This is a genomic window from Streptomyces sp. NPDC002580, assembly GCF_042889485.1.
In the GTDB taxonomy this organism is placed as follows: domain Bacteria; phylum Actinomycetota; class Actinomycetes; order Streptomycetales; family Streptomycetaceae; genus Streptomyces.
On record NZ_JBIAQZ010000025.1, the window covers coordinates 1 to 23,389 of the forward strand.

Sequence of the window (23,389 nt, forward strand, 5' to 3'; positions counted from 1 at the left end):
GCGATCCCCGCAACTACCTGGCCTTTCTCGGACTCGCAGCCGCCCTGTGCTGCTACAAACGACTCGTCCGCCTCACCACGTAGGACACGGTCTAAAGTGCGGCCCAGGTGGTCGGCGATGACGGTGGCCTTCATCGTGTTCTGCTTCTTCTTGCCGGAGACGAACGCTCGCCGCCCGCCGCGGCCGGCAGGCGGCCGAGGGACCTGGATCTCGGTGGCATCCAGCCGCAGCTCGATGCCCTCGGCCTGGGCATAAGCGAAGACATCAGGCAGTGTCCGAAGACGCAGGCCGGGGCTGTCCGGGACCGCGCACCCCCGTTCGGCCAGGAGCGTGCGCACCTCTCCGATCGCGCGGGTGACGGTGGAACGGTCGACGCCGAACAGCAGTCCCAGCACTGAGTGCGGCAGGTCGTGCCGCAAATGGATCAGCGTGGCCACCAGCCGGTCGACGAACACCAGTTGGTGGCGGGCGCCGGCCCCTTCAGCCCGCTTCCGGACCCCACCTCGCGCGGCATGGCGACGACCCTCGACCCCGGCCTGCCACGGCACGGCCAACTCCTCGACCAGGCAAGCAAGATGACGCCGAGAGAGCCCCGTGAACAGCCGATGCGCCAACACCGACCGATTGACCGTGATCGCCACAGCGGGATCATGCCACCTGCCTGGCACGACACCTCGCCCGCTACCACGCACCAGCTCGTTAGTGCTGGATTCCTCAAACGAGGTACACGTATCGGCGTCGTAGGGAGCGGGTTGGCGGTGCGGTTCGGCCCCAGATCCATGGGCCGGCATGGGAGTTGAGCTGGTCGGTTGCGAGGGTTGTGGCCTGGGCGATGTCGTCGGGGTTGGCGAATGACCGGCCGGCGAGGGCTGCCTTGCGGAAGATGCGCCACCAGCCTTCCTGGAGGTTGAGCCAGCAGGCGCCGACGGGGATGAAGGCGTGGTGGATGCGGGGATGGTCCTCGAGCCAGGTCCGGGTGGACAGGCTGTTGTGGCTGGACAGGTTGTCGGTGACGATCCAGATCTCCCCGTCCGGGTTGGCGTCCTCGACCTGTTGCAGGAACTGCTGGTAGAAGACGCTGTTGCGGGAGGACGCGGTCATGGTCAGGGCCTGGCCGTCGGCGGGTCGCAGGCCGCCGTAGACCCAGGTTTTCTCCGGTCCGCGGCTGGAGTCGAGCTCCGCTTTGACCCGGTGCCCGTCCGGTGACTAGGCGGGTGCGGGCGGAAAGGTTCGGGGGATCACCGGTCCCAGCTCGTCGGCGCAGATCACCGTCGCACCGTCGGGCGGGTGGGTGTAGAGGCCGATGATCCGTGTCCTTTTGGGACGAAGTCCGGGTCTTTCGATCGCATCCAGGACCGGGTACGGCGCCAGCGCACGCCCTCGGCGAGCAGGATGCGGCGCACCTGCGAGCGGCCCACCTCGATCCCCCCGGCCCGCGCTGCTACGGCCAGGGAATCCAGCGTCCACTCGGGCGGTCCGGACTCGTCGAAGGCCCACAGTTCCCCGATGGGCTCCCACCGCGGTCGTCCCGGCGGCACGGTCTTGACCAGGGCAATGATCCGGGATCGTTCCTCCTCGGTGATGCGTCGCTTGCGGCCCTGCCCGCCCAGATCATCCAGCCCGTCCAGGCCCAGACGGTTGAAGCGGTGCAGCCGGCAGCGGACCGTTTTCTGGCTGCAGCCCAGCTCCACCGCGATCGCAGGGACCCGCAGCCCCGACCAGCTCAGCTCGATCATCCGGGCCCGCATCACCACATCCCGCGGAGCCTTCCGTGCCCGCGACAGGCGGCGCACGACGGCCCGCTCGTCCTCGTCACGCTCCGGTCGTGCCCATAAAACCATCGCCCAGCACCCGCCCCCGAGCACCCGCAACCACCCCGCCACCAGGACATATACCCAGCCAAAGAGGAATCCAGTATTAGGCTGGTGAAGCTCTCGGATATGAACGAAGGACGCACATGGCTCGCCCCTATGACCCCGGACCGAAACAGTTCGTCTTCGCCGTCGGTGATGGCAACGACCAACAGGTCTCCGTGGGCGACCCTCAAGAAGCCTATGTGGCGTTCTCTGCATTCTTCCGCGGCCGAGATGCCGACATCTACACCATCAATGATGAACCGGCGGGGCAGAGTCTGGTACTCATGCCCGGGCAAGGTCTGATCTCACGGATCAAAGACACGGACCAACCCCGGTCGGAATACCTCCAGGTCGACAGGGCCAACCGCTACCTTCCGAGCGCGATGCTGTTCTTCGAGAACGGATACGCCGGCCTCGACCGCTTCGGACAGTGGTTCTCCGACCTTTCCGACCTCGACGCGTCACCGGAGACTCGCGGTGCCGCCCGCGCCGCCACGATCACGACGGAAGCAGCGGCAATCGAAGAAGTCGCGCGGATCTGGGTGGATTCGGGCAGCGTGGATCCGAGCGACCAGTACTACGTCTTCTTCGACTCGCATGGCATCGACGATGACCGAGCCGAACGAGCCGTACTGCTCAAGCTGATCGAGTCCCTCGGTATGGAACGAGTCGACGCCCCGGCCGAGGCCGCCGAGGGCGAAGTCTGGGTGCGCACCGACCCACGCCTCGACGCCGAATGTGCACGGTGGTCGTGAGTCCATGAGAGATATCGTTTTCACGCGGCACAGCGGCTGGATCCCGAGCGTGGTCCGCGAGGACGGCGAGCTGAAGCTGATGCTCGGTGCCGGGGCCGACGCCAACCACGAACCCCGCACGTTCACGTTCCCGATCAGCGAAGCCCATCTTGCGGTGATCCGGGAAGACCTGGCCAGACACCTGCTGCTGTGGAGTGCTGTCCTTCCGCTGTGCGACGCCGCCGGAACCCGCGCCCGGCTCGACGAGAACGCTGCCATCGCGCTCTGCGACCCGATCCTCCTTGCCGCGCCCGCGGACGTCGACGCGCTCTTCCGGCGCATCCCCTGGGACAGGAGCCGGCTCATCGCCCACGGGGCCGACACCGCTCTGCTCGAGCGCGGTCAGGTATGCGCGGCGATGCGCGCGGCGACGGAGACCTCGAACGGGAAACGAGCTCAGGAGTACCAGGCGGACCGCCGGCGCGCCGAGCGCGGAGCCGTACTCGGTCCGCTCGACGCCGCGATTCTGAGGTACACGGGCCAGTATCTGCACGGTGCGACGGTTCCCAGGCGGATATCCGGGGCCGTCGACCCCGCGCTGCTGCCCGAGGTCATGCGGGTGATCACTACTGCGGAGCGGGCGTGCGCCGGGATGCGGATCGGCCGCGATCCGCGACGGGGGAAACGCGCCACGGACAGGCGCGACTGGGATCGGATGGAGACGACGGTCGAAGCGGCGGTGCGCCGCGCCCACCCTGAGCTCGCCGATGACGCGGTGCGTACCGTGATCTTCCTGATGTGCTCGGAGGCCGCCGACCACTCCAGGAGCACACCCATGGAGGACGACGAGGAGGCTGCTGGCCATCGCCCGGACTCCGGCGGGAGTGCGAGGAAGACGGTTCTGTCGTTCACCGACGACAAGGGCGTCGAGAAGAAGTGGCTACGGGACGGTCCCCGCGGTGCCGCCGCGGAGTTCTGGGAGTTCGTCGGCGATCGCTCTGCCGCAGACAACGAAGTGTTCACCATCGAGGACGAGGAGATGGGCGAAGGGATCCAGCTCCACTTCTATGCGGACTCCATCGCCCGGATCACGACGCTGCGCGCGGGCGTCGGCCGGTCGGATCCGGAGTACCGCGTCGAGTACAGCCTGGTCGACGGGATCGGCGGGTACCGGAACCTGGTGAGCGCCTTTGTCCGCGGCGGCTGCGCCGCACTCGAACAGCACGGTCCCTGGATGTCGGATGTCGCCGAGTTCGAGCGCGCGCGTCGGCGGCGCGACACCCGGTAGTCCAAGCGGGAGCCCGCGCACGTGCTGCCGGAGGAATCTGCGAAGTGCGGGTACGGGCGCCTGCGCACCGAGCGTCGTCCAACCTCATGCTGATGCGTGACAAGGACGCGGACGGCAAGACATCGGCAACTCACCTGTCGTAAGCGGAGCGCTGGGAAGTGTGCTCGCTGCGTACACGCCGATTGTGCTGCCGGGCTGCCCCGCCTGAGACCATGAAATTCACGACACTCCAGGTACCCCAGAGCTTTCGCCCCTCCTGTGCCTGGATCTCCTCACTCTGAGGCTTCCAGTTCGGGGTTTGCCAGCGCGGTGAGCCTGTCGGCGGCCAGTTTGGCCCGGCGGCTCTCGCCCTACGTCACCGCGCTCCGAATGCCGAGAGTGATGAGCCCTGGTCGGTGCGGCGGAACGCCATGTCAATATGCCCAGGCCCATGAGGTAGCCGGCACCGATGAGCTTGATGGCGGTGAAGGCCTGGCTGGAGTGCATGACCAGGCCTGACAGGTCGGCCATGGCGAGAGTGGCGTGGAGGTACAGGCCGGTGGGTGTGCCGAGGATGACGGGAAGGGCCTGACGGCGGCCGCTGTCGGTGACGTGTTGGATCAGCAGGGCCAGGCTGGCTCCGCGGGTGGCGATCAGGGCAAGGACCGCCGTCAGGAACCCGGTGACGGCGCAGGGACGGACCACGGTGCCTCGGATCGTGCGAGGGGGATCAGAGCAAGACGCGGTAGGGGGTGGTCAGGCGCCGGTCGTCGGACAGGATGTGGAACGCGAGGCAGGGTGGCTGGTCGCGGTCTGCGGCGTGATCGTCCTCCCGAGGCATGCACAGGGTCCAGGTGATGGCCGGTCCGACGATCAGCGGACCCGCGGCGAAGGCCGGGGCGGCCGCGGGGTGGGCGTGGCCCGTGAGGACGGCGGCGACCTGCGGGTGCGCGTCGAGCAAGTCGGCCAGTTGTCCGGGCTCTTCGAGCCTTCGAATCCGTCATCGGACCAGCACGACACCTGGCCGGCCATCAACCCCGTCCAGGGCTGCCCCAAGGACGGCGCCTCCTGCTGCCGGCAGGACCTCGGGCTCACGCGCGCCGAACTTCAGGTCCTCGCCACCCGAGGAGACCGTGAGCCGGCTCCTCGACCACCGCTACTGCCACCGCGACCTGGTGGCACGCTCGGTCGACACACTCTGCCGGCACGCCCAGCAAGCCCCGACTGCAAGGTCGCGTCGTAGTGGATGCGCTCATCGAGGCGAAGCGGGAGCACCGTGAACTGCCTGTGGCGGAAGGATGCGTGGCCGGACGAGATCCGCGACCCGTCCGAACTGAAGCCGGAGGATGTGAAGCTCGCCCTCCGCCGCAAGCGCCACGGCGTAGGCCACGGATCGGATCGGTTCGCGCCGGGCTGACCCCGACCGCACCGCCCTCGCCCCGTTTCATGAGCAATGAGAGTGGAACAGCCATCCATCGGAAAAGTCCGAGGACCAGGCGGCCGGCGCGGGCACACCGGTCATGCCCTCCTCCCTCCCGTGTCGGTGACGACGATCGTCCGTGCCCCCACCGCCTGACCGCCGCGGCCCGGGCGGCAGCTCCGCAACGCTATCGGTTCCCAGAAGCGTGCGGCGGCGCACCAGGACACGGTGGTACCACCCTGCTACCATCCGGGTGTGACTTCTACGAAGAAGCAGACGCAGGTCAGGCTGGAACCAGACGTACTGGAGGCCGGGCAGGCCGCGGCGCGCGCCCGCCGGCTGGACTTCAACAAGTACGTGGAGCGGCTCATCATCGAGGACACCACCGGCGCACGCGCCGCCGGCATGGCGGCCGCCCAGCGGCTCATCGATACGCACGGCTCCTTCCTCGATGACCTGGAGCGGCAGCTCGACGCCCCGTATGCCGACCCGCAGCCTGGCGCCGCCGCGTGATCCTGCACGTCGACGAATCCTGGATCCTCGAAGTGGCAGAACGGGCCGGACATCGGGACCCGGCCCCCGACGACTACGGCGTGCCCATCGCCGCCGTCGGCCGGCACCGCGGGGAACTCCTGGACACCGCCGTCTACGACGGTCCCTACGCCCGCGCCGCCGCCCTGGTGCACACTCTGGGTCGCTGCCGCTGGCTGGAGCGCTCGAACCTCACTGTCGCCTGCGCGGTGGCCGTCATGTACCTCGAGGCCAGCAACATACCGGTCAGCCCCACCCGTGAGCAGCTCACCGCATTCGCCCACGAACTGAACAATCCCCGCTGCAACGCGGACCGGATCGCCTCCTTCCTGCGCACCTGGAAACCCTGACCGGACCGACATCGGCGGCCGTTCGGGTCGGCCCCGTGCCTGCGGCACGGGACTGTAAATCGTTCGGTGTAACTCCCGATCATGGAAGATGCGTCGATGACCAGTGGGAACGTGTCCGAACCCGAGGCCGTCGAGCCCGCGAAGGCTGCATCGGCAGGAGCTGGGGCTCAGGCATCGATGATGACGGGGATGATGAGGGGTCTGCGGCGGTAGGTGCGGAACGCCCAGTTCGCCACGGCGCGGGCGATGAGCTGTTCGAGTTGGATCGCGTCCCCGATGCCTTCGTCGGCGGCGGTGGCCAGGGTCTTCTCGATGACGGGGATGACCGGCTCGAAGGTGGTGTCGTCATGGGCGAAGCCGCGGGCCAGGAAGTCGGGGGTTTCGGCGAGGGCGCCGGTGTCGGAGTCGACGATCGCCACCACCGTGACCACACCCTCTTCCCCGAGCGTGCGGCGGTCCTTGAGGGAGGCTTCGGTGACGCCGCCGACCTCCATCCCGTCCACGTAGACGTAGCCTGCGGGGACCTTCCCGGTGATGGACACGCGGCCGTTGACGAGGTCGACGACGACGCCGTCCTCGGCGATGACGACTCGGTCCGGGTCGACACCGGTACGGATGGCGAGGTCGCCGTTGGCCTGCAGGTGGCGCCATTCGCCGTGTACAGGCATGACATTGCGGGGTTTGACGATGTTGTAGCAGTAGACGAGTTCGCCGGCGCTGGCGTGCCCGGAGACGTGGACCTTGGCGTTGCCCTTGTGGACCACGTGGGCGCCCCACCGGGTGAGCCCGTTGATGACGCGGTAGATGGCGCTCTCATTGCCGGGGATGAGGGAGCTGGCGAGCAGGACGGTGTCGCCCTTGCCGATACGGATCTGGTGGTCGCGGTTGGCCATCCGTGACAGCGCGGCCATCGGTTCGCCCTGGGAGCCGGTGCACACCAGAGTGATCTTGTGGTCCGGGAGCTTCTCCAGCTCCTTCGTGCTCACGACCAGCCCGGAGGGGATCTTGAGATAGCCCAGGTCACGGGCGATTCCCATGTTGCGGACCATCGACCGGCCGACGAAGGCGACCTTGCGGCCGTGCTGGTGGGCGGCGTCCAGTACCTGTTGGATGCGGTGCACATGGCTGGCGAAGCTGGAGACGATGACCCGGCGCGGTGCGGTGCGCAGCACCTGCTCGATCGCCGGGTTCAGCTCACGCTCGGAGGTGGTGAAGCCGGGTACTTCGGCGTTGGTGGAGTCGGTGAGGAACAGGTCCACGCCCTCCTCGCCGAGGCGGGCGAAGGCACGCAGATCGGTGATGCGGTCGTCGAGAGGGAATTGGTCCATCTTGAAGTCGCCGGTGTGCAGCACCATTCCGGCACCGGTGCGGATCGCGACTGCGAGGCTGTCGGGGATGGAGTGGTTGACCGCCACGAACTCGCAGTCGAAGGGCCCGAATCTGCGCCGGTCGCCCTCCCGCACGCGCACCGTGCGCGGCCGGATGCCGTGTTCCTTGAGCTTGGCCTCCAGGAACGCCAGCGTCAGCTTGGAGGCGACGATGGGAATGTCGGATCGCTCGCGCAGCAGGTAGGGCACGCCGCCGATGTGGTCCTCGTGGCCGTGGGTGAGGACCATGGCCACGATGTCGTCCAGCCGGTCCCGGATGGAGGTGAAGTCCGGAAGGATTACGTCTACGCCGGGCTGGGTCTCTTCGGGGAACAGTACGCCGCAGTCGACGATGAGCAGCTTGCCGGCGTGCTCGAAGACGGTCATGTTGCGGCCGATCTCGCCCAGGCCGCCCAGGGCGATGACCCGCAGCCCTCCTTCAGGAAGGGGCGGAGCGGCTTTCAGTTCGGGGTGCGGATGGCTCATGCCTGGACGTTACCCGGAGAGTGGGACGAGGTGATCCATTGCCTGGGCGATCTCTTCCTCCTGTCGAGCGGATCGAGTGGTGCCGGCAGCAGGCCAACGACCGCCTCACCCGCTGTCACGCACCAGCTCGTGAGGGTCTGCCGGAAATTAACCTGTTGGTTTTGCGACCTGAACCTGAAGGTCAGCGAGCTGTCCGCCTGCATGTTGTTCTTCGGCAGGCACTGAAGGCCGGCTCCGGCGCCATCACTTTCCGCCCGGCTCTCCATGGCTGCGCACGACTTCTTTCACCTTGGCCAGGGCGAATCCCCAGCCCTGTTCGACGGTTGGTTTGGCCGGTACGGCGATCTCGTCGGGGTTGGTGAGGACGTCGAGTCCGTGCCGAGCGGCAGCAGGGTGTCCGCGTCCTGGAGTGCCTCGGCCGCGGCCGGATTGCCGATGAGGCCCGTCTGACCCATCTGGGGGTGCCGGTAAGAACCGTGTCATCAGCCGCAAACGGCCGTGATCAGTCCTTGAACTCGGCAGGTCGGGGCAGTTCTGGTGTAGCAGTGCAGTGGGGGCCCGGCGCCGTTTCGACGGTGCCGGGCCCCTTCGTGTGCGTCCGAGGCTTAGTTCCTGCGCCAGGCTCCTACGAGAAGGGCCTCGGGGAACAGCGGAACAGCGGTTAGCGCTAAGCGCTGATCTTTTCTTCGGAGCTTCGCGTTGGTGGACCCGGTTCGACCTTCTGTAACAATCGCGACATATGCGGCCTTTCCTGAAGGCGGAAGTTCGGTCTATCGGCACCATCACCAACATGCGCCGCCATGTCATCACCGCACTGTTCAGCTCCCTCACCCTGCTGTCGCTCACCGCGTGCGGGGACGACGGCTCCAAGGAAGCCCCACCGAAAACTGAATCCTCGGCGCCAACGACGTCGGCTACCACCGAAGGGGCGAAGACGGCAGACCTACCCAACCTTGTTGGCAAAGGGCTGCAGAGCGCCCAGGACGCCGCTCAGGCCGCCGGCTTCTACGCGCTTGCGTCGCATGACTCACTCGGCCGCGGACGGAAGCAAGTACTCGACCGGGATTGGAAGGTCTGCTTCCAGACGCCAGGGCCGGGCAGGCGGACGACAGACACTGAAGTTGATCTCGGGGTTGTCAAGCTTGAGGAGACATGCCCGGACAAAGACCAAACGGAGCCGCCGAAGGCAGCCGGGAAGATGCCTGACTTCAAGGGCAAGTCTGTCAAGGTTGCGCGGGAGGCCCTCGATCCTTCCACCAGCATCACAGTGACAGATGCTTCCGGTCAGGACCGGAACGTCTTGGTGGAGTCGAACTGGAAGGTGTGCAGCCAAGAGCCCTCGGCTGGCGCCGAGCTGACGGGGCAGCCAGTGTCTTTGAAGGCCGTGAAGTTCGAGGAGTCCTGTCCGTAGGGACAAGGTAGAGCGGCAGCACGGTCCGGTTCGCGCGGTGCGTCGGCACGGGGATCACTCGGCGCTCCCGTTGCGGGCCTGCGCCAGCAGCTCCGCAACGGCGTCGTTCCCGCCGTCTTCACCTTGGCGTGCCAGGTCGGCCAGTACGGCGTCGTTCGTGCCGTCCTGTGTCTGCCGGACGAGGTCGGCCAGGACCCGGTCGTTGTCCCCCGTGAGGGCTTGGCGGGTGAGCCGTTCCATCAGTTCCGGGGCGGTGCCGCTGCCGGGGCCGATGAGATCCACCCGCGTCGGCCGGCGCGGGGCGACAATATCGGGTCCGGCCTGTTCGCCGTCTTCCTCGGCCTCGGCGAGCGCGCGGTACACCGAGGCAACTGAGGGGTGCTGTCCGGCGTTCTTCCCGCTCTTGATCGTCAGCTTCTTGGCGATCTCGGGGACGGGAACGCCGCGGTGCTTCAGCGCGAGGGCCAGCAGCAGTGAGTCGTCGTCGATGACCTTCGGCCGCCCACCGTGGTTGCCCTTCGCGGCAGCGGCGTGCTGGCCTTCCAGGGTCTTCTCCCGGATGTAGTTGCGCTCGATCTGGGCGGCGGCGGCCAGGACGGCGAAGAACATCGCGCCCATGCCGTTGGGGTCGTAGATACCGCTGAGCGGGCCGGTGAGGAGTTCGAGCTGGACGCCAGCGGCCTGGAGCTGGCCGGACAGCGTCATCAGCTCGGCTGCGTTGCGGGCGAGGCGTTTTAGCTCGTGGACGGTGAGGATGACCTCCTGTTCGGGGGCGGCCTCCTTGATGTCGTACGCCAGCTTCAGCGCCTTCTCCAGCTCCGGCCGGGTCTTCACGCGCGTGCTGATCTTCTCGGAGAAGATCAGCTTGCAGACAGGGGCGAGCGCGTCGAGCTGGCTCTGGAGTTCCTGACGCGCGGTCGAGCAACGCGCGTACCCGATGCGGATCGGCTGCGAGGTGGAGGCGGCCGGCGCGGCCTCGACGGGCTGGCCCGGCTTCCACGGTCGGCTAGGGCCGCAGTTCTCGGGTACCGGCACCTCCAGCTCCTCCCGCAGCGGGGGCACAAGGATGAAGCGGGCGGTGTGGTACTTCGCTGCGGTCTTCCCGGCTCGGGTGCGGCACGGACTCCCGGCCGGGGCTTCACACTTCGGACAGTCGTTTCGTTCTACCGCATCTGCGGCTTGATCGGGCGTCAGATCCACCCCGGCAGTCTGTCAGAACTGTCTCGCACAACGTCGCGGTTTTGAGAGGACTTCTGCGAATTGCGACCTGCGGAAACGTGATCGACTCCGGGCCGCTCTCAGACCTCTCGCAACTGGTCATTTATGAGAATTACCGAAAGTGACATCCGTGGCCGGGGCTGCGCTACCGTCCGCGCTTGCGGGACCAACGCGGCCCGCTCACCGGCCGCCCCGCGCCAGCACTCCGCGCCGCGTGCTATCGGTGGGTGGCTGTTCGCCAAATCAAGGGCTGGACCGCTCGAAGCTAACCAGTGCAGTGGGGCCCGGTGCCGTTTCGGCGGCGCCGGGCCCCTGAACGCACGAGGCTCCCCGGTCGTGCGGAACGCGGCAGACTACCTCTCAGGAATCGAGAAGGTCATATTGAAGAACGCCGGGCAGTCACCCACGGTCTGTGCCACATCGATGGACTTGACCAGCGCCTTACCAGTCTTGCCGGTCTTCTCGATGGCAGACTTGCCGACAGTTTCGATTAGTTTGTCGCGCAAGTGCCGCAGGCGCTCTGGAGCCTCTGCCGGAGTTACCTCCGCCTGGGCTATGTCAAGGAGCGCATTCTTCACCAGCGCCAACAGGGGATCGACGAAGTTTTCGGCGCAGTCGGCGGCTTCCTGCTGGAACATTTTGAGTTCCTCGGCCGATAGCGAGTTCTTCGGCTGCACGATGCGGAACGATGCCTTCGCTTGAACCGCGCTTGCGTTGGATGCCTCGGCCGTCGCCGTGTTACCGGCCAGCTCCCCGGAGTGGAGCAGTTCTTGTGGAAGTTGACCAGCTTGCGCCTCGTGTTTTATGACCACGCTCTCTCCGGGCGCCAGCGAGTCGATCGTGCAGTTTGGCGTCAGCGGTCGCCTGGGCTCGAAGGGGCTAACGGTCGGATCGGTCTCGATGCGGGGGTCGCATGTTCCCTTTGATGACGTCATGCCTGTCGGGCCGCCCAACGGGATGACACCTTCTGATGTCACGTCGGACACGGTGACGTTGGTCGCTGTCTCGGATCCGATGTTCCGGACCTCGATGACAGAAACCTCCGTTACACCGGATGTGACCTCTTGAGTGAGCACGCGTTTTGTGACGCTGAGTTTCGTTCCGGCCGCTGGGGCCGGACATTCATGTCCGGTGATGGAGAGCTTGGTGCCTGGGTACACGAGGCGTCCGTGGTCACTCGACGCATGCCCGTGAGATCGCGCGGCCTCTTCAATGGCCGCCTGGTTAGCGTCGTAAATCTCGGTCCATTTGGTGGGGTCGCCCAAGTACCTGCCGGCGATGGCCCAGAGCGTGTCACCGCTGGCGATCGTGTGGGTGCAGGCTCCCTCGACCGGCTCGACCGGCTCGACCGGCTCGACCGGCTCGACTGGCGTGACCGGCTCGACCGGCTCGACTGGCTCGGTGGTGTGGGTGTCCTCGGGAGCCGGGGGCGGAACCGGAGCTGGGGGCGGAACCGGAGCCGGAGGCGGAACCGGAGCCGGAGGCTCGGTGGTGTGGGTGTCGGACGGTGACGGCGTGGGCGACTCGGTGGTGTGAGTGTCGGACGGCGAAGGGCTCGGTGGCTCGGTGGTGTGAGTGTCGGACGGCGTAGGCGTTATTCGGGCGAGGCTCACCCTGTGGGTGTCGGATCTATCTGACCCGGACGGCTTCCTGGCCGACGGATACGGCATGTACGGCGGCGGCTCAACCAGTGCGGATGCCTGTGACACGTACGGCATGTACGGCGGCGGCTCAACCAGTGCGGATGCCTGTGACACGTACGGCACGTACGGCGGCGGCTCAACCAGTGCGGATGCCTGTGACACGTACGGCACGTACGGCGGCGATGCATAGGGCGGCGACAGCGTCAGTTGTCGCAGGGAAACCGTCGGCTGGAGCATCGCTGTGATGTGCGTTGGATTCGGTGACGCGAAGGTCGAAAGCGCGTTCCGCGCTGTGGACTGTGTGGCAGGCGCGGAGGTCGGTTGGGCGCCAGCGGGAATGCCTGACGCGAGAACCATCGACCCTGCGGCCAAGGCGCTGGCGGTTGCCAGGGCTATTCGGTGGACCGCGCGTATTCGGAGTGCCTGTCTCGGCTCCCGTGCCATCGCCAACCTCCTGGTCAGTTACGTGACGTCATCAATCGATTACGCTATGTGTTCAATCTGGGGAACGCCATTCTGTAATAGCCCAGATGGGGACAACCGCCCTGCCCTGAGCAGACCGATCCGGCGACTATCAAGGAGGCCGATCACCGGCCGGCGAATGCGTCCACGTACTCCTCCCCGCCGTCCCAGTGGGAGTCGTCCGTCTTCTCCAGGGCCTGGACGCCGCCTGTGGCGCCCGACTCAGCCGCCTGCCAGTCATGACCGAGGAACAGGTACGCCACGCCCGCGACCTGCTCGCGCAACCCGAGAACACCGTCACCTCGATCGAGGTCAAAGTCCCGCCCCAGGCCCAGAAATCAGCCAGTACCACCACCAACGACCTTCAGCCGAATGGGTGGCGACCCCTATCAGACCGGGACCAGGATCAAGTTCTGGCGCCTTCTGGGCTTACCTCGGCGCCACCCCATCACCGCCGTTTGCGGCTGGTGACAGAGCTCTTACCGGCACCCCACCTTCGGCGCCAGCATGCTGCGGATCGTCTCCGCCTGCTCCCTGCTCCAACGGTTCGAGCTTCCGCCAGCCGACGATCCCGGCTGGACGCCCGTCATGCGCGAGCGACTGACGGGCGAGCGGGACCGGTGGATGCAGCAACTCGACGACGCCACCGTGTGGCTGCTCGACAACGCCATGACGTACGCCGGCAGTTGGCCGTCTGCCCAGATCATTCGGTTCGCTGTCGACTACGCCGGTCACGCACGCGCGGTGGTGCTGTCCGAACGCGAGGAGGCCACGAAGGTGGAACTGCTGCTCGAACTGACCATGCCGGTACAGCGGCAGTTCTTCGGGTGGTCCTGGTCGCGCGCCCGGCATGCCGTCGCCGACCGCCGTGCCTTTGCCGAGACCATCGCACGCATCAGCGGCGAGCCCAGCGCCACGTAGCCGCGGGTAAACGTCAGGGCTCCGGGCCGGTCATCTCAGCTGTTCGTGCTGTTCGTGCTGCTCGTTTGACGTTGCCGCAGCGTGTGGTCTGGCTTGTGCACTAGCGAGACGCAGACGCGCCATGCGCTCTCGATGGTGGAGCCAGTCGCGCCACACGTCACGTCGGTGCTCGGACTCCTGCGGCAGCAACTGCGGCAGGACCGGGATGCCAGCGGCGACAACGGCGCAGACCGCGACGACCCACGCGGAGGCGCCAGCGTAGACCGCGGTGCCGAGGGCCAGGCCGCCGGCGCCGACGGGCGGGACGGTCCGGGTGAGGAGTCGACGTACGGACGAGCGGGTGGTCATGACGGTGTCCTTCAGGCTGGAGGGCAGACGCGCCGGGCGCGTGTTCGGGACGGAGCGAGCAGCAGCTCCAGCCCTTACGCCGCGAGCGGGGGATCTGACAGTGCCGATGAGAGGGGCAAGCGGCGCAAGTCCCCGAGGAGCCGGGTACGAAGCGCTTCTAATCCCCCGTACATGACGCGGCCGTAAGGAATTCAGCACTTTCTGCCACATCGGGGTGAAGGGCACCACATCGCGTCGTTTCTGGGCTTGCGCATTTCGGAATTACTGGGGTGTCCGCCGTGGTCGCGGTCTCCGCGCGTTTCCTTGATTCCACGCAGACCTCTGGCCACGCCATTGCGAAGCGCAACCGCTACCCGTAGGTGAGCGCAACGGCCATCGGTCGCCCGTTCCACGCGATCTGCTGGGCCCTTTGAACGGTGTGGCCGCGTTTTCATCCCGCTGTCGGTGGCAGCCGCTACCGTGTGTGGTGCACGGCCACGCACAGGCCCAAGCCGAGCCTCAGCCCATGACTGGGAGCGATCTGAGGCGAAGGTGCCAGGACCGTCTTCACGGACGACGTCCCAGCGCATCAGTGCGAGAGCACCACCGAGTTGGTCTTCACCAACACGCTTCCGTATGCCCGCGCAGTCCACCACCTTCTCCGCGCGTGTATCGGGTCATGGGTAACCGCTGCACGCCGCTCCGAGGAGAGAACTGCCGTGGTCAAGGGACATGGGAAGAAGCAGCGCGCGCAGAACAGGTCGCGCCGTACTGGGGCCGCGCACGCGTCGGCGGCCGCGAACGCCACGCACACGCACACCCCGCTGCCGGACATGGCGATCCTCAACGGATTCCCGTTCCTGGCCGGGGAGGACGTCGACACCGACCTCGCGGCCCGGCTCGTGGCCGCCTGCCGCATTGGCTGCCAGCCGTGCCAGAAGACCATGACGGCCAAGGTCGTCAAGGGCCACCGGCCGACCCTCGCCGCCCTGGCCGCCGCCGTCTACGGCGTGCTGCCCCTGCCGCCCGGCCCCGCCGCCTCGCCCACCACCAGGTCATGGGAACCACTCGCGAAGGCGGCCAAGACCGACCGGGACGCCGGGGTCGAGGCGCTCGCTGCGGTCATGAGGATGGATGACGAGGCCGCCGCCGAGCTCCTGGATGACGCGCTCGACCACTGGGCCGTGGGCGGGGCCACACCGGAGCAGATCGCCGACATCGTCACGGCCGTCGCGCCGGACGGACCCGCGCACTTCCACACCCGACCCGACACCGGGTTCATGGAGGGGACGCTGCCCTACGTGCCGGGCTGGGAGATCGACCACGAACTGGCGACCACAGTGGTCAGCGCGGTCTGGGCCGGATGCGGCTCCTGCCGCAGGAAGCTCACTCCCCAGGTCGTTGCCAGCCGGGCCACCCTCGCCGGACTGGCCGGCGCGGTCTTCCTGACGCCGAGGGGTGAACCCGTCCGGGAGAGGCCCGCGGCCGGGCCGGCCGTCCGGGCATGGATCGAGCAGGCGCACGGCAAGTTCCTCGCCGACGGCGCCCAGGCCCTCCTCCAGGCCGTCGACGAGCTGAGCGAGGACGACGCCGCAGACCTGTTGCGCGAGGCGCTCGATGCCTGGGCCGCCTCGGAAGGAGCCCGGGATGCCGCCATCGGACTCGGCGACCTCATGGAAGCACCCCCGCGGCAGCGGCCGGACGACCCGATGGACGCCTTCCGGGAGGCCGGGGTCCAGGTCGTCACCCTGGACGACCTGGACCTGCCCGAGGACGTCGACCCCTACTACCTGGCCCCGAACTACGGCGTGGTCCTCATGCGGACGGCCACGCCCGACGGGCGGCCCCTGCCGATGCTCGTGCTCTACCCGGAGACCGAGGACGCCGGGATCGAGGACCTGGAACGGCGCACCGACTGGGAGCACTGGGGCCTGCACGGGATGCCGGAGGTGGACCCGCGTTGGCGCGTGCGCGCCCGGATCTCCGACCGGTCCCTGCAAGGTCTGGTGCACGTCGGGCCGGACGGCGAGGACGACCATGAACTGTGGCGGGCCGCCGAGTCCGTCAGCCTGCCGACAGCAGCGTGGGACCTGCTCGACACCGCTCAGCACATGCTGGTCGCCGGACCGGTCAAGAACGCCGACGCCCCCGGAGCCCTCCAGGCCGCAGGCGACGCGGGCGAGCTCCTGGCGGTCGTCGCGCGTGTGAGTTTCCACTGATGGCGGCCCGTCCCCGCCGAGAGCGGACCGAGCGCACGTACCTGCCGGGCATCGCGGACGTCCGGATCTGCGGCGACGAGGCGAGCGTCAAGGCCGTCCTCGATGCCCTGGAGCACGCGTTCCGCACCACCACCGCCCGGGACTACGACGACGGCCAGCGCGCCTACCTCCAGCTCGACACCGGCTGCACCGACCCAGACAGCGACTGAACCCGCCTCATTTCCGGTCGGAAATTTAGAACCCGCCCAGGCCAGGGACCACGTCCCCGGTGCCGTCCGGCGCGCACGCACCCGCACCACGGGAGCGCTGTCCGCGCCGGGCGGTGCCGGGGCAGCGGGGGCCCGGGGGCCGGCGAAGGCCCCCGGTAGCCACCGGCCCCAGCCCAGGGCGGCACCGAAGGAGACCCGCAGACCATGCACCACCCGAAGCCATCCGATCCGCCCCCACTGATCGAGGCACTGGCCGTCTGGGGGCGGGCCGTCCAGCACGGCGGCATCCCTCTCGACTACGCCGCCGCCGTCCTCGCCGACCACCCCTCCTACGTGGAGCACTCGGGCGTGCCCTACCCCACCGACTTCGAGCGCCGCACCTGGGCCGCCGAGGACCTGACCGACTGGGAGAACGTCGTCGTCCACATGGACTGGCCCGGCGACGACGCGGTCGACAAGGAGCGCTGGGACCTGCCCGTCGACTGGGAGATGCGCGCCTACCTGCTGCACCGCCTCGGTCTGACCGACAGCCGCGAGGCCACCGACCGCCTGTTGCTGCGCCACTGCGCCGAGCAGATCGCCGAATGCGAGCGTCGGACCGCCGAACAGCACGAGACCCGTACCCACGACGAAGGGACCCGATCATGACCACGGACGCGTACGAGAGCGCCGCCGAGACCGACACCAGCGACCTGATGGAGGGCAGGCGGACCAGCCTCGCCGAACTCGCGCTCGAATGCGTGCCGCGCGCCGAGGCCGCCTGAACATCCCCGGCGGAGGGGAAGCGCCCCGAACCCGGTGCTCCCCTCCTCCGGCAGGCCTTACCGGCGGCGGGACTGAATGCAGTCCGCGAGGAACACCGTGGCCGCGGCGAAGAACACGTATACGGCCGCCGGTTCGACGGGGATCCAGTCCGCTGCGGCCGCCGCCAGGACTGCCAGGCTGGAAGCGGTCGCCGCGACGGTCCGCGACGCCGCATAGACCGCGACGGTCCGCGACGCCGCATCGATCGTGAAGAGCGGACGCCGGGAATGCTGCTGGCAGTGCTGCCCGGAATCCTGCTGAGGGGAATGCTGCTGGGGGGCGCGATCATTGCGCTGTGGGGTATGCATTGGGGGTACCTCCGTCAGTCTCGTTGCCTGGAAGCTGCGATTCACGGGGTCATTGGGGTCGCTCCCGGCATGGGGCGGCCCCTTTTTCGTGCTGACGTCCGTGGTCGTCGACGCCTATGAAATCAGGCTCATCGAGGCACTCAGAGGCTCGCCGTGTCTGCAAAAGCACAGGTCACCCCCGACCTGGGGTACTGGCAAGTGTGTTCTGTTGGAGCTTCTGGTCGGCGTCCCGCGCGGGTGCTGATCTGCAAGAATGCCGATTCCAACGCTCGTGTCTGGCGAGCTCGCGGTTTTCTCTGACCTCGCACGTGCGAAAAGCCGCTGACCTCGGCAAATGATCAGGATTCGGCTTTTGCCCGAAACGTCCCGTGGATTTTTCAGAGGTCACTCGCGAGAGTGACGGCGTTAGTCCAAACGAGTGAAGAGTGCCGGTCCATATGCCGCTCCGGCCAAACCCGCAGCGCGCTGCCCGCCGTAACGACAGTCTTGCCGCGGATCGGATCCAGGCTCTCGATGCGCTAGGGGTGCGCTGGTAGCGACGGCATAGTTCGGTGCGCAGCTCTTCTTCAGAGAGCCAGCCCGGGCGTCGACGAGGCCCCGAGGGCAGGGCGCGGGCTGGTCGTGAAGGATGTTTACCTGGCGCTCTACGCCGGTACTTCGGCGTGCAGGATGTTCGCGAACTTCTCCAGGCCGACGGACTTGGAGGCCTTCACCAGGACGATGTCCCCTTCGGTGAGCAGGCGGTTCAGGAGGGGCAGCAGTACGTCCGGGTCGTCGGCCGATTCGACGCGCAGGGGCGAGGCCGGGCGGGCGGCGTCGGCGAGTGCGGTCATTTCGTCGGTGGTGCCGACGGTGACCAGGACGTCGATCCCCAGGTTCCCGACTAGCTGGCCGACGTCGGCGTGGGCTGCCTTGGCGGTGTCGCCGAGTTCTTTCATCTCACCCAGTACGGCCACTGTCCGGCGGCCTTGAGCGAGGGAGGTGAGGGCTTCGAGCCCGGCGCGCATGGACTCAGGGTTGGCGTTGAAGGCGTCGTTGATGATGGTGACGCCGTCGGCGCGGTCGAGGACCTGGAGGCGGCCTGCCGATACCGGTTCGGCGGAGGACAGGGCTGCGGCAATGTGGTCGGTGTCCATGCCGAGGGCGTGGACGACCGCGGCGACCGCGAGCCCGTTGTGGACCTGGTGGGTGCCCAGCAGCCGCAACGTGACGGGAGCCTGCCCGTCCGGGGTGTGCAGGACGAACGACGCGCGGCCCGCGGTCACCTCGATGTCGGTGGCGCGGATGGCGGCGCCCTCTGCGGTTCCGTACATCAGGGTGGTGGCTGTCGTCCGGGTGGCCATGGCGGCTACGAGCTCGTCGTCGGCGTTGAGGACCGCGACACCGTCCTGGTCGGCTGCAGGCAGCGCCTCGACCAGCTCCGCCTTGGCTGTCGCGATGGCTTCCCGGCTGCCGAACTCTCCGACGTGGGCGGAGCCGACGTTGAGGACGACGCCGATCTGCGGCGGGGTCAGCGAGGCCAGATATGCGATGTCGCCCCGGTGGCGGGCGCCCATCTCCAGGACCAGGTAGCGGGTGGATTCGTCGGCGCGCATCACGGTCAGCGGCAGGCCGATCTCGGTGTTGAAGGAGCCGGGTGTGGCGACGGTTTCCCCGTGACGGCTGAGGACCTGGGCCAGGAGGTCCTTGGTGCTCGTCTTCCCGGCCGAGCCGGTCAGCGCGATGATCTGCGTGCCGGTGCGGGTCAGGACGTGCTGCGCGAGGCGGCCGAGGGCCGCGGTGACGTCGGGGACGACGACGGCGGGGACACCGACCGGGCGGGTGGCCAGCACGCAGGAAGCGCCGGTGGCCACCGCCTGGTCGACGAAGTCGTGGCCGTCCACGCGGGCGCCGGCCACGGCGACGAACATGCCGCCGTGGCCGACCTCGCGGGAGTCGCTGGCGCTGCGGCCGGTGATGCGCATCTGCGGGTCCGGGGCATCGTGCAGGACGCCGCCGGTGGCGTCGGCGATCTCGGTGAGCGTCAGCGTGATCACTGGGCGGTCCTTCCGGCAGTGAGGGGAGCGAAGGTGACGGCGCGGCCGGTGTAGGAGGCGGCCAGACGGCTGAGGGGCACCCGGTCGTGGGTCTGCCCCCAGGCGGAGGGATCGCGGATGAGGATGTCCGGGTCTTCGCCGTCCGCGTAGCCGCGGGCGATGACCAGGTGACCGCCCTTGCGGCCGTCGTCGGGGAACTGTTCGGTGACCGAGACGATCACGGGTGCGTCGGCGAGAGCGCCGATGAGGTCCCCGGCCGCGAGAGGCTCCGCGCGGCCGGGGACCTCGAAGCCGGTGGCCAGGTCGGCGATACCGGCGTGGAGCCAGCCCCTCTCGGTCAGGATCTCGTGCTTGACACCGAGCTTCAGCAGCTCGGTCACCGAGGGGGCCTGGCGCCCGTAGGCGAGCAGGATCATCCGCAGATCTGCCATGCCGCACGCCCGGTTGGACCACTCCGTCCGGTCTCCGAGTGCCCATCCTCCGTGGAGGTCCCATTCGGTGGGATCGACGAGCTGGCGGACCATGGGCACATCGTGGGCGTGGGGCACAGCAGCAGACTCCTGAAGTCGCGTCAGGCAGCGTTCTCCCGCACGGTCGTTGACGCGGTCAGCACGGGAACGGGCAGGGGGCCATCGTATGGGGGTCGGGTCAGCGCTTCGTGGAGAAAGGCGTGTACGACATCGGTGTGGCTCAGGCCGCACAGGGCGGCCCCGGTGGCGAAGTTCGACTCCCGCGACATGCCCGGAGTCGTGTTCACCTCCAGCGCGGTCACCGTCCTGTCGCCGGTGACCATGAAGTCGACGCGGGCCGCGCCGCGGCAGCCCAGCCCCTCCCACAGGGTGCGTGCGTGGCCGGTCAGCGCGTCCAGCACCTGCGCGGGGAAGTCGGCCAGGGCCACGGACACGGTTCCCTGGCCGCCGGCGTCGAGCTTGGACGCGGCGTCGTAGAACTCGCCGTCGTGGACCCGGGTGGCCAGCGGCGGGAACACCAGTACCCCGCCGGGCAGCTGGAGCAGACCGACCGTGACGGGCACGCCGGTGACGTATTCCTCGACCAGGACCGGGGAGGGATCCGTTTCCCAGGCGCGTTCGAGAGCGGGGACGAGCTCGGTTTCGTCGCGGACCAGGCTCATGCCGACGCTGGAGCCGCCGAGCGCCGGTTTGACCATCACCGGTCGGCCCTCCCAACGGACCGGTACACCCGGCTTCCATACCTGCGAGACAGGAGTGGGAACGCCCAGGCTCTCCATGGCCCGCTTGCACAGGATCTTGTCGGCGGCGACGGCCGAGGCGGCGACCCCGCTGCCGCAGTACGGCATGCGCAGATAGTCCAGCAGCCCCTGGAGACGGCCGTCTTCTCCGTAGGGGCCGTGCAGGTTCGACAGGGCCACGTCGAAGGTGAGGAGGTCGCGGATGAATCCGGGATCGCACGGGTCGAGGATCTTGAAGGTGGCGCCGATTTCGATGAGGGCCTCCGACAGGGCGGTGACCGACATCTGCTTGGTGGGGCTGTCGGAGATGTAGAGCCGGTCCTCGGCGGATAACCCGCCGTAGATCAACGCCACGTCCAGTGGTTCCGGACGGCCGTGCTGCCAGGTACGCAGCATCTGGGCCTCGCGGTGGATCGCCGCGGCGTCGAGGGGGTCGATGAGCGTGGTCATCCGAGTTCTCCTTCATAGGTCTGGGTCACCGGGCCGCCGATCCAGAAGGCTTTGCCGCGGCGCTGGGCGTGCGGGCGCACCATCAGGGGCGTCCCGGAACGGTTGTGGACGGTGACCTGCTTGTCCGCGACGAGCCCGCGCATCGCGGCGATCACAACGGCGGCGACGGCTCCGCTGCCGCACGACAGCGTCTCCGCCTCCACGCCCCGTTCGTAGGTGCGGATCTTCAGCTCCTGGGAGCCCGCAGTCTGGATGAAGTTGACGTTCGTTCCCAGCGGCGCGAGGTCATGATGGTTGCGGACCAGTCGGCCGTAGACCACGGCGTCGATGTCATCCACGTCGGGTACGACCGCGACCACGTGCTCGGTGCCGGTGTGTACGGAGTCGAACCAGATGGGGCGTCCGCCCAGTACGACCTGGACGCGGCGGGGTTCGACGGGGCCGACTTCGGCTGTCACCCACACCCCGTCATCCCGCACCTGCGCTTGGTGTTCTACGCCGGCCATGACCAGGCGCATGTCCTTCACTGCGGCGCCGGAGTCGTTGGCCGTGCACCAGGCGGCGCATCTGAGGGCGTTGCCGCACATGGTGGCGACGGAACCGTCGGCGTTGAAGCAGGCAACCCCCCCCCCCCGCAGATCAGGGCCCGTGGTGAGCGGGGCACTGATGACCAGACCGTCGGCGCCGATGCCGGTACGCCGGGCGCACAGACGTCTGGCCGTGTCGGCCCAGTCCTTGTCCAGGTCTTCGGCGGTACCGGTGACGAGAACGAAGTCGTTCCCGGCTCCGTGGACCTTCCGAAATCTCAGCACGCACTGTTCGGGCACGTCGTCCTTCCTCCTTTGGGCAGGCCGGTGGGTTCATGCAGCTGGTGGGTGATGGGCAGCGCGGTTGTGCCCCTGCCGCCGGTTGCCAGGTCAGGGGCCAGCGGCAGGGAGTGGAACCGCGTGCGGCGGTGGGTTCGGGGGTGTACTCCGCCGCCGCACGCGGAGATCAGGAGACGGCGCTCAGGAACATCCCGCGGAGTTCCTCATACGGGATCGGGCCGGGCTGGAACCGGTCGAGGAAGTCCGCCAGAGGCAGGGGCGGCACAAGGCGGTCACCACGGCACGGGCGCAGCCAGTACGGGCCCGGCGGCTTCGTCTGCCGCAGGGGAGGCAGGGCGAGTTCGTACGGGGCTCCCAGGCACGTGGCGGAGCCGTGGGGCTCCCAGGTCTCGTGGGTGCCCGGGGGGACGAGCCAGATGAGCCAGTCGCGTTCGGGGTCCTCGATCACCGGCCCGCAGGCCGCAATGCCGGGGCGCGCACCGCGCACGCGCTGGACATCGTCCATGAGCCGTACGGCGGCGTAGGCCTCGGGGCCGGCGGCGGTGACGACGATGTCGAAGAACCGGCCGCCTAACGGCAGTGTCAGCGGTGCTCCGCGCTGGAGGTCCATCAGGTTCCGCACGCGCGAGGCCAGGCCGTGCATGTCCGGCGCGACGTCCCCGGCCGCGATGGTCTCGGTGCGCGCCGTGAACTCGACGCGGTCAGCCGGCGTGCTGCCGTGCCAGCGCTGTGCGCGCTGGGGGAGAGGCGTGCGCGTCACACGTCACCGTCCCAGGTCGCGGGGAGGACAGCCTGCACTCTCTTGCCGATGATCAAGCCGCCGTCGTCTTTGGTCACGTCCCAGGTCAGGCGGCCGTGGTAGTGGGCCACCCACCACAGTCCCTTGGGGACGCCTTGAGGCTCACCGCTCTGGTTGGCGACCTTCTCGAACTCGGGGAACTCGGGGAGTGCGTCCTCTGCCTCGATGGCCAGCTCGTTGGTTTCGGGGAGGCCGAACACCCGCAGGGTCACGATGTCGCCGGGAAGCGGCTTGCCGTGCTTGACGGCGTTGTCGACGAGCTTGTCGGCGACGCGCGCGGCCTGGTCGATGTTGCCGCTCCAGCGCGCGTACGTGAGCCAGGGCCGCATGCGCAGCCGGGCATTCGGGCCCGCGCCCTCGTTGGCGGTGAGCGGCCAGAACTGCGGGAAGCGGGGGTTGTCCTCCGTAAACGGCAGCAGCGTGGCCGCGCTCGCGCGTGGTGGCACGGCCGCTCTTTCTGCGGGGGTGGCTGGGCGCTGCTTCGGCGGGTTCACGGGGGACTCCCAGGTTCGCGATTGTGCTCGGTCAGACACT

At 68.2% G+C, this 23,389-nt stretch carries 22 protein-coding genes and 3 pseudogenes; 9 read left to right on the forward strand and 16 right to left on the reverse strand.

The features are described from left to right. Positions 1-368: 368 nt before the first annotated feature. The 3 genes and pseudogenes from ACFYW7_RS38140 to ACFYW7_RS38150 all read right to left on the reverse strand — a co-directional run. Positions 369-791: pseudogene (locus tag ACFYW7_RS38140) on the reverse strand (hypothetical protein); the annotation flags it as partial. Further along, positions 715-1,191 (reverse strand): annotated as a pseudogene (locus ACFYW7_RS38145) (transposase); the annotation flags it as partial. The pseudogenes ACFYW7_RS38140 and ACFYW7_RS38145, both read right to left, overlap by 77 nt. Before the next feature lie 74 nt (positions 1,192-1,265). Continuing rightward, the gene (locus ACFYW7_RS38150) at positions 1,266-1,841 is read right to left on the reverse strand and encodes a transposase (RefSeq protein WP_389511150.1); all 576 of its coding nucleotides are present in this window, start codon (positions 1,839-1,841) and stop codon (positions 1,266-1,268) included. 116 nt (positions 1,842-1,957) lie between these two features. Between ACFYW7_RS38150 and ACFYW7_RS38155 the strand changes: the two genes are divergently transcribed. Both ACFYW7_RS38155 and ACFYW7_RS38160 read left to right on the forward strand, forming a co-directional pair. Then, complete coding sequence (locus ACFYW7_RS38155; RefSeq protein WP_389511152.1) at positions 1,958-2,611, forward strand: hypothetical protein; 654 nt, start codon at positions 1,958-1,960, stop codon at positions 2,609-2,611. A gap of 4 nt (positions 2,612-2,615) precedes the next feature. Next, a complete protein-coding gene (locus tag ACFYW7_RS38160) occupies positions 2,616-3,878 on the forward strand; it encodes a DUF6357 family protein (RefSeq protein WP_389511154.1) in 1,263 nt (420 codons plus the stop codon). A gap of 219 nt (positions 3,879-4,097) precedes the next feature. Here ACFYW7_RS38160 and ACFYW7_RS38165 read toward each other — a convergent pair whose 3' ends face one another. Both ACFYW7_RS38165 and ACFYW7_RS38170 read right to left on the reverse strand, forming a co-directional pair. After that, positions 4,098-4,562 carry a LysE family translocator gene (locus tag ACFYW7_RS38165; protein WP_389511156.1) on the reverse strand — a complete coding sequence of 155 codons (465 nt, stop codon included), beginning with the start codon at positions 4,560-4,562 and terminating at the stop codon, positions 4,098-4,100. 25 nt (positions 4,563-4,587) lie between these two features. Then, positions 4,588-4,845 (reverse strand): annotated as a pseudogene (locus tag ACFYW7_RS38170) (phosphodiesterase); the annotation flags it as partial. A 687-nt stretch (positions 4,846-5,532) separates the two neighbouring features. Here ACFYW7_RS38170 and ACFYW7_RS38175 point away from each other — a divergent pair. Then, entirely contained in the window at positions 5,533-5,790 is a 258-nt protein-coding gene (locus ACFYW7_RS38175) for a hypothetical protein (protein WP_389511158.1), read from the forward strand. Next, the gene (locus ACFYW7_RS38180; protein WP_389511160.1) at positions 5,787-6,158 is read left to right on the forward strand and encodes a fic family toxin-antitoxin system, toxin component; all 372 of its coding nucleotides are present in this window, start codon (positions 5,787-5,789) and stop codon (positions 6,156-6,158) included. Before ACFYW7_RS38175 ends, ACFYW7_RS38180 begins: the two co-directional genes overlap by 4 nt. Positions 6,159-6,325: 167 nt before the next feature. On the opposite strand, the gene ACFYW7_RS38185 is transcribed toward ACFYW7_RS38180, so the two are convergent. After that, complete coding sequence (locus tag ACFYW7_RS38185; RefSeq protein WP_389511163.1) at positions 6,326-8,011, reverse strand: ribonuclease J; 1,686 nt, start codon at positions 8,009-8,011, stop codon at positions 6,326-6,328. 739 nt (positions 8,012-8,750) lie between these two features. Here ACFYW7_RS38185 and ACFYW7_RS38190 point away from each other — a divergent pair. After that, entirely contained in the window at positions 8,751-9,422 is a 672-nt protein-coding gene (locus ACFYW7_RS38190; protein ID WP_389511165.1) for a hypothetical protein, read from the forward strand. A gap of 54 nt (positions 9,423-9,476) precedes the next feature. Here the strand turns inward: ACFYW7_RS38190 and ACFYW7_RS38195 are convergent, their stop codons facing one another. The 3 genes from ACFYW7_RS38195 to ACFYW7_RS38205 form a co-directional block, all read right to left on the reverse strand. Further along, positions 9,477-10,457, reverse strand: a complete 981-nt coding sequence (locus ACFYW7_RS38195) for a recombinase family protein (protein ID WP_389511167.1) — start codon at positions 10,455-10,457, stop codon at positions 9,477-9,479. 536 nt (positions 10,458-10,993) lie between these two features. After that, on the reverse strand, positions 10,994-12,520 hold the full coding sequence (locus ACFYW7_RS38200; protein ID WP_389511169.1) for a LysM peptidoglycan-binding domain-containing protein: 1,527 nt from the start codon (positions 12,518-12,520) through the stop codon (positions 10,994-10,996). A 350-nt stretch (positions 12,521-12,870) separates the two neighbouring features. Next, positions 12,871-13,029: a hypothetical protein gene (locus ACFYW7_RS38205; RefSeq protein WP_389511171.1), complete on the reverse strand. Its 159-nt coding sequence runs from the start codon at positions 13,027-13,029 to the stop codon at positions 12,871-12,873. 223 nt (positions 13,030-13,252) lie between these two features. Between ACFYW7_RS38205 and ACFYW7_RS38210 the strand changes: the two genes are divergently transcribed. The 4 genes from ACFYW7_RS38210 (at position 13,253) to ACFYW7_RS38225 (ending at position 17,069) form a co-directional block, all read left to right on the forward strand. Continuing rightward, positions 13,253-13,666, forward strand: coding sequence for a hypothetical protein (locus ACFYW7_RS38210; RefSeq protein ID WP_389511174.1), 414 nt, complete (start codon positions 13,253-13,255; stop codon positions 13,664-13,666). Positions 13,667-14,712: 1,046 nt separating this feature from the next. After that, positions 14,713-16,212: a hypothetical protein gene (locus ACFYW7_RS38215; RefSeq protein WP_389511176.1), complete on the forward strand. Its 1,500-nt coding sequence runs from the start codon at positions 14,713-14,715 to the stop codon at positions 16,210-16,212. Next, on the forward strand, positions 16,212-16,421 hold the full coding sequence (locus ACFYW7_RS38220; RefSeq protein WP_389511179.1) for a hypothetical protein: 210 nt from the start codon (positions 16,212-16,214) through the stop codon (positions 16,419-16,421). Before ACFYW7_RS38215 ends, ACFYW7_RS38220 begins: the two co-directional genes overlap by 1 nt. A gap of 204 nt (positions 16,422-16,625) precedes the next feature. After that, positions 16,626-17,069 carry a hypothetical protein gene (locus tag ACFYW7_RS38225; RefSeq protein WP_389511181.1) on the forward strand — a complete coding sequence of 148 codons (444 nt, stop codon included), beginning with the start codon at positions 16,626-16,628 and terminating at the stop codon, positions 17,067-17,069. A gap of 173 nt (positions 17,070-17,242) precedes the next feature. Here ACFYW7_RS38225 and ACFYW7_RS38230 read toward each other — a convergent pair whose 3' ends face one another. From ACFYW7_RS38230 to ACFYW7_RS38260, 7 genes are all read right to left on the reverse strand, one after another. After that, complete coding sequence (locus ACFYW7_RS38230) at positions 17,243-17,533, reverse strand: hypothetical protein (protein ID WP_389511183.1); 291 nt, start codon at positions 17,531-17,533, stop codon at positions 17,243-17,245. Between the two features lie 644 nt (positions 17,534-18,177). After that, positions 18,178-19,569 carry a UDP-N-acetylmuramoyl-tripeptide--D-alanyl-D-alanine ligase gene (gene murF / locus ACFYW7_RS38235; RefSeq protein ID WP_389511185.1) on the reverse strand — a complete coding sequence of 464 codons (1,392 nt, stop codon included), beginning with the start codon at positions 19,567-19,569 and terminating at the stop codon, positions 18,178-18,180. Next, the gene (locus tag ACFYW7_RS38240; protein ID WP_389511187.1) at positions 19,566-20,093 is read right to left on the reverse strand and encodes a hypothetical protein; all 528 of its coding nucleotides are present in this window, start codon (positions 20,091-20,093) and stop codon (positions 19,566-19,568) included. Before ACFYW7_RS38240 ends, murF begins: the two co-directional genes overlap by 4 nt. A gap of 47 nt (positions 20,094-20,140) precedes the next feature. Then, positions 20,141-21,229, reverse strand: a complete 1,089-nt coding sequence (locus tag ACFYW7_RS38245) for an ATP-grasp domain-containing protein (RefSeq protein WP_389511189.1) — start codon at positions 21,227-21,229, stop codon at positions 20,141-20,143. Next, positions 21,226-22,056, reverse strand: a complete 831-nt coding sequence (gene dapF, locus ACFYW7_RS38250; RefSeq protein WP_389511191.1) for a diaminopimelate epimerase — start codon at positions 22,054-22,056, stop codon at positions 21,226-21,228. The genes ACFYW7_RS38245 and dapF overlap by 4 nt, the downstream gene beginning before the upstream one ends. A gap of 166 nt (positions 22,057-22,222) precedes the next feature. Then, positions 22,223-22,816: a hypothetical protein gene (locus ACFYW7_RS38255; protein ID WP_389511193.1), complete on the reverse strand. Its 594-nt coding sequence runs from the start codon at positions 22,814-22,816 to the stop codon at positions 22,223-22,225. Continuing rightward, positions 22,813-23,301: a hypothetical protein gene (locus tag ACFYW7_RS38260; protein WP_389511195.1), complete on the reverse strand. Its 489-nt coding sequence runs from the start codon at positions 23,299-23,301 to the stop codon at positions 22,813-22,815. The genes ACFYW7_RS38255 and ACFYW7_RS38260 overlap by 4 nt, the downstream gene beginning before the upstream one ends. Between the last annotated feature and the right edge of the window lie 88 nt (positions 23,302-23,389).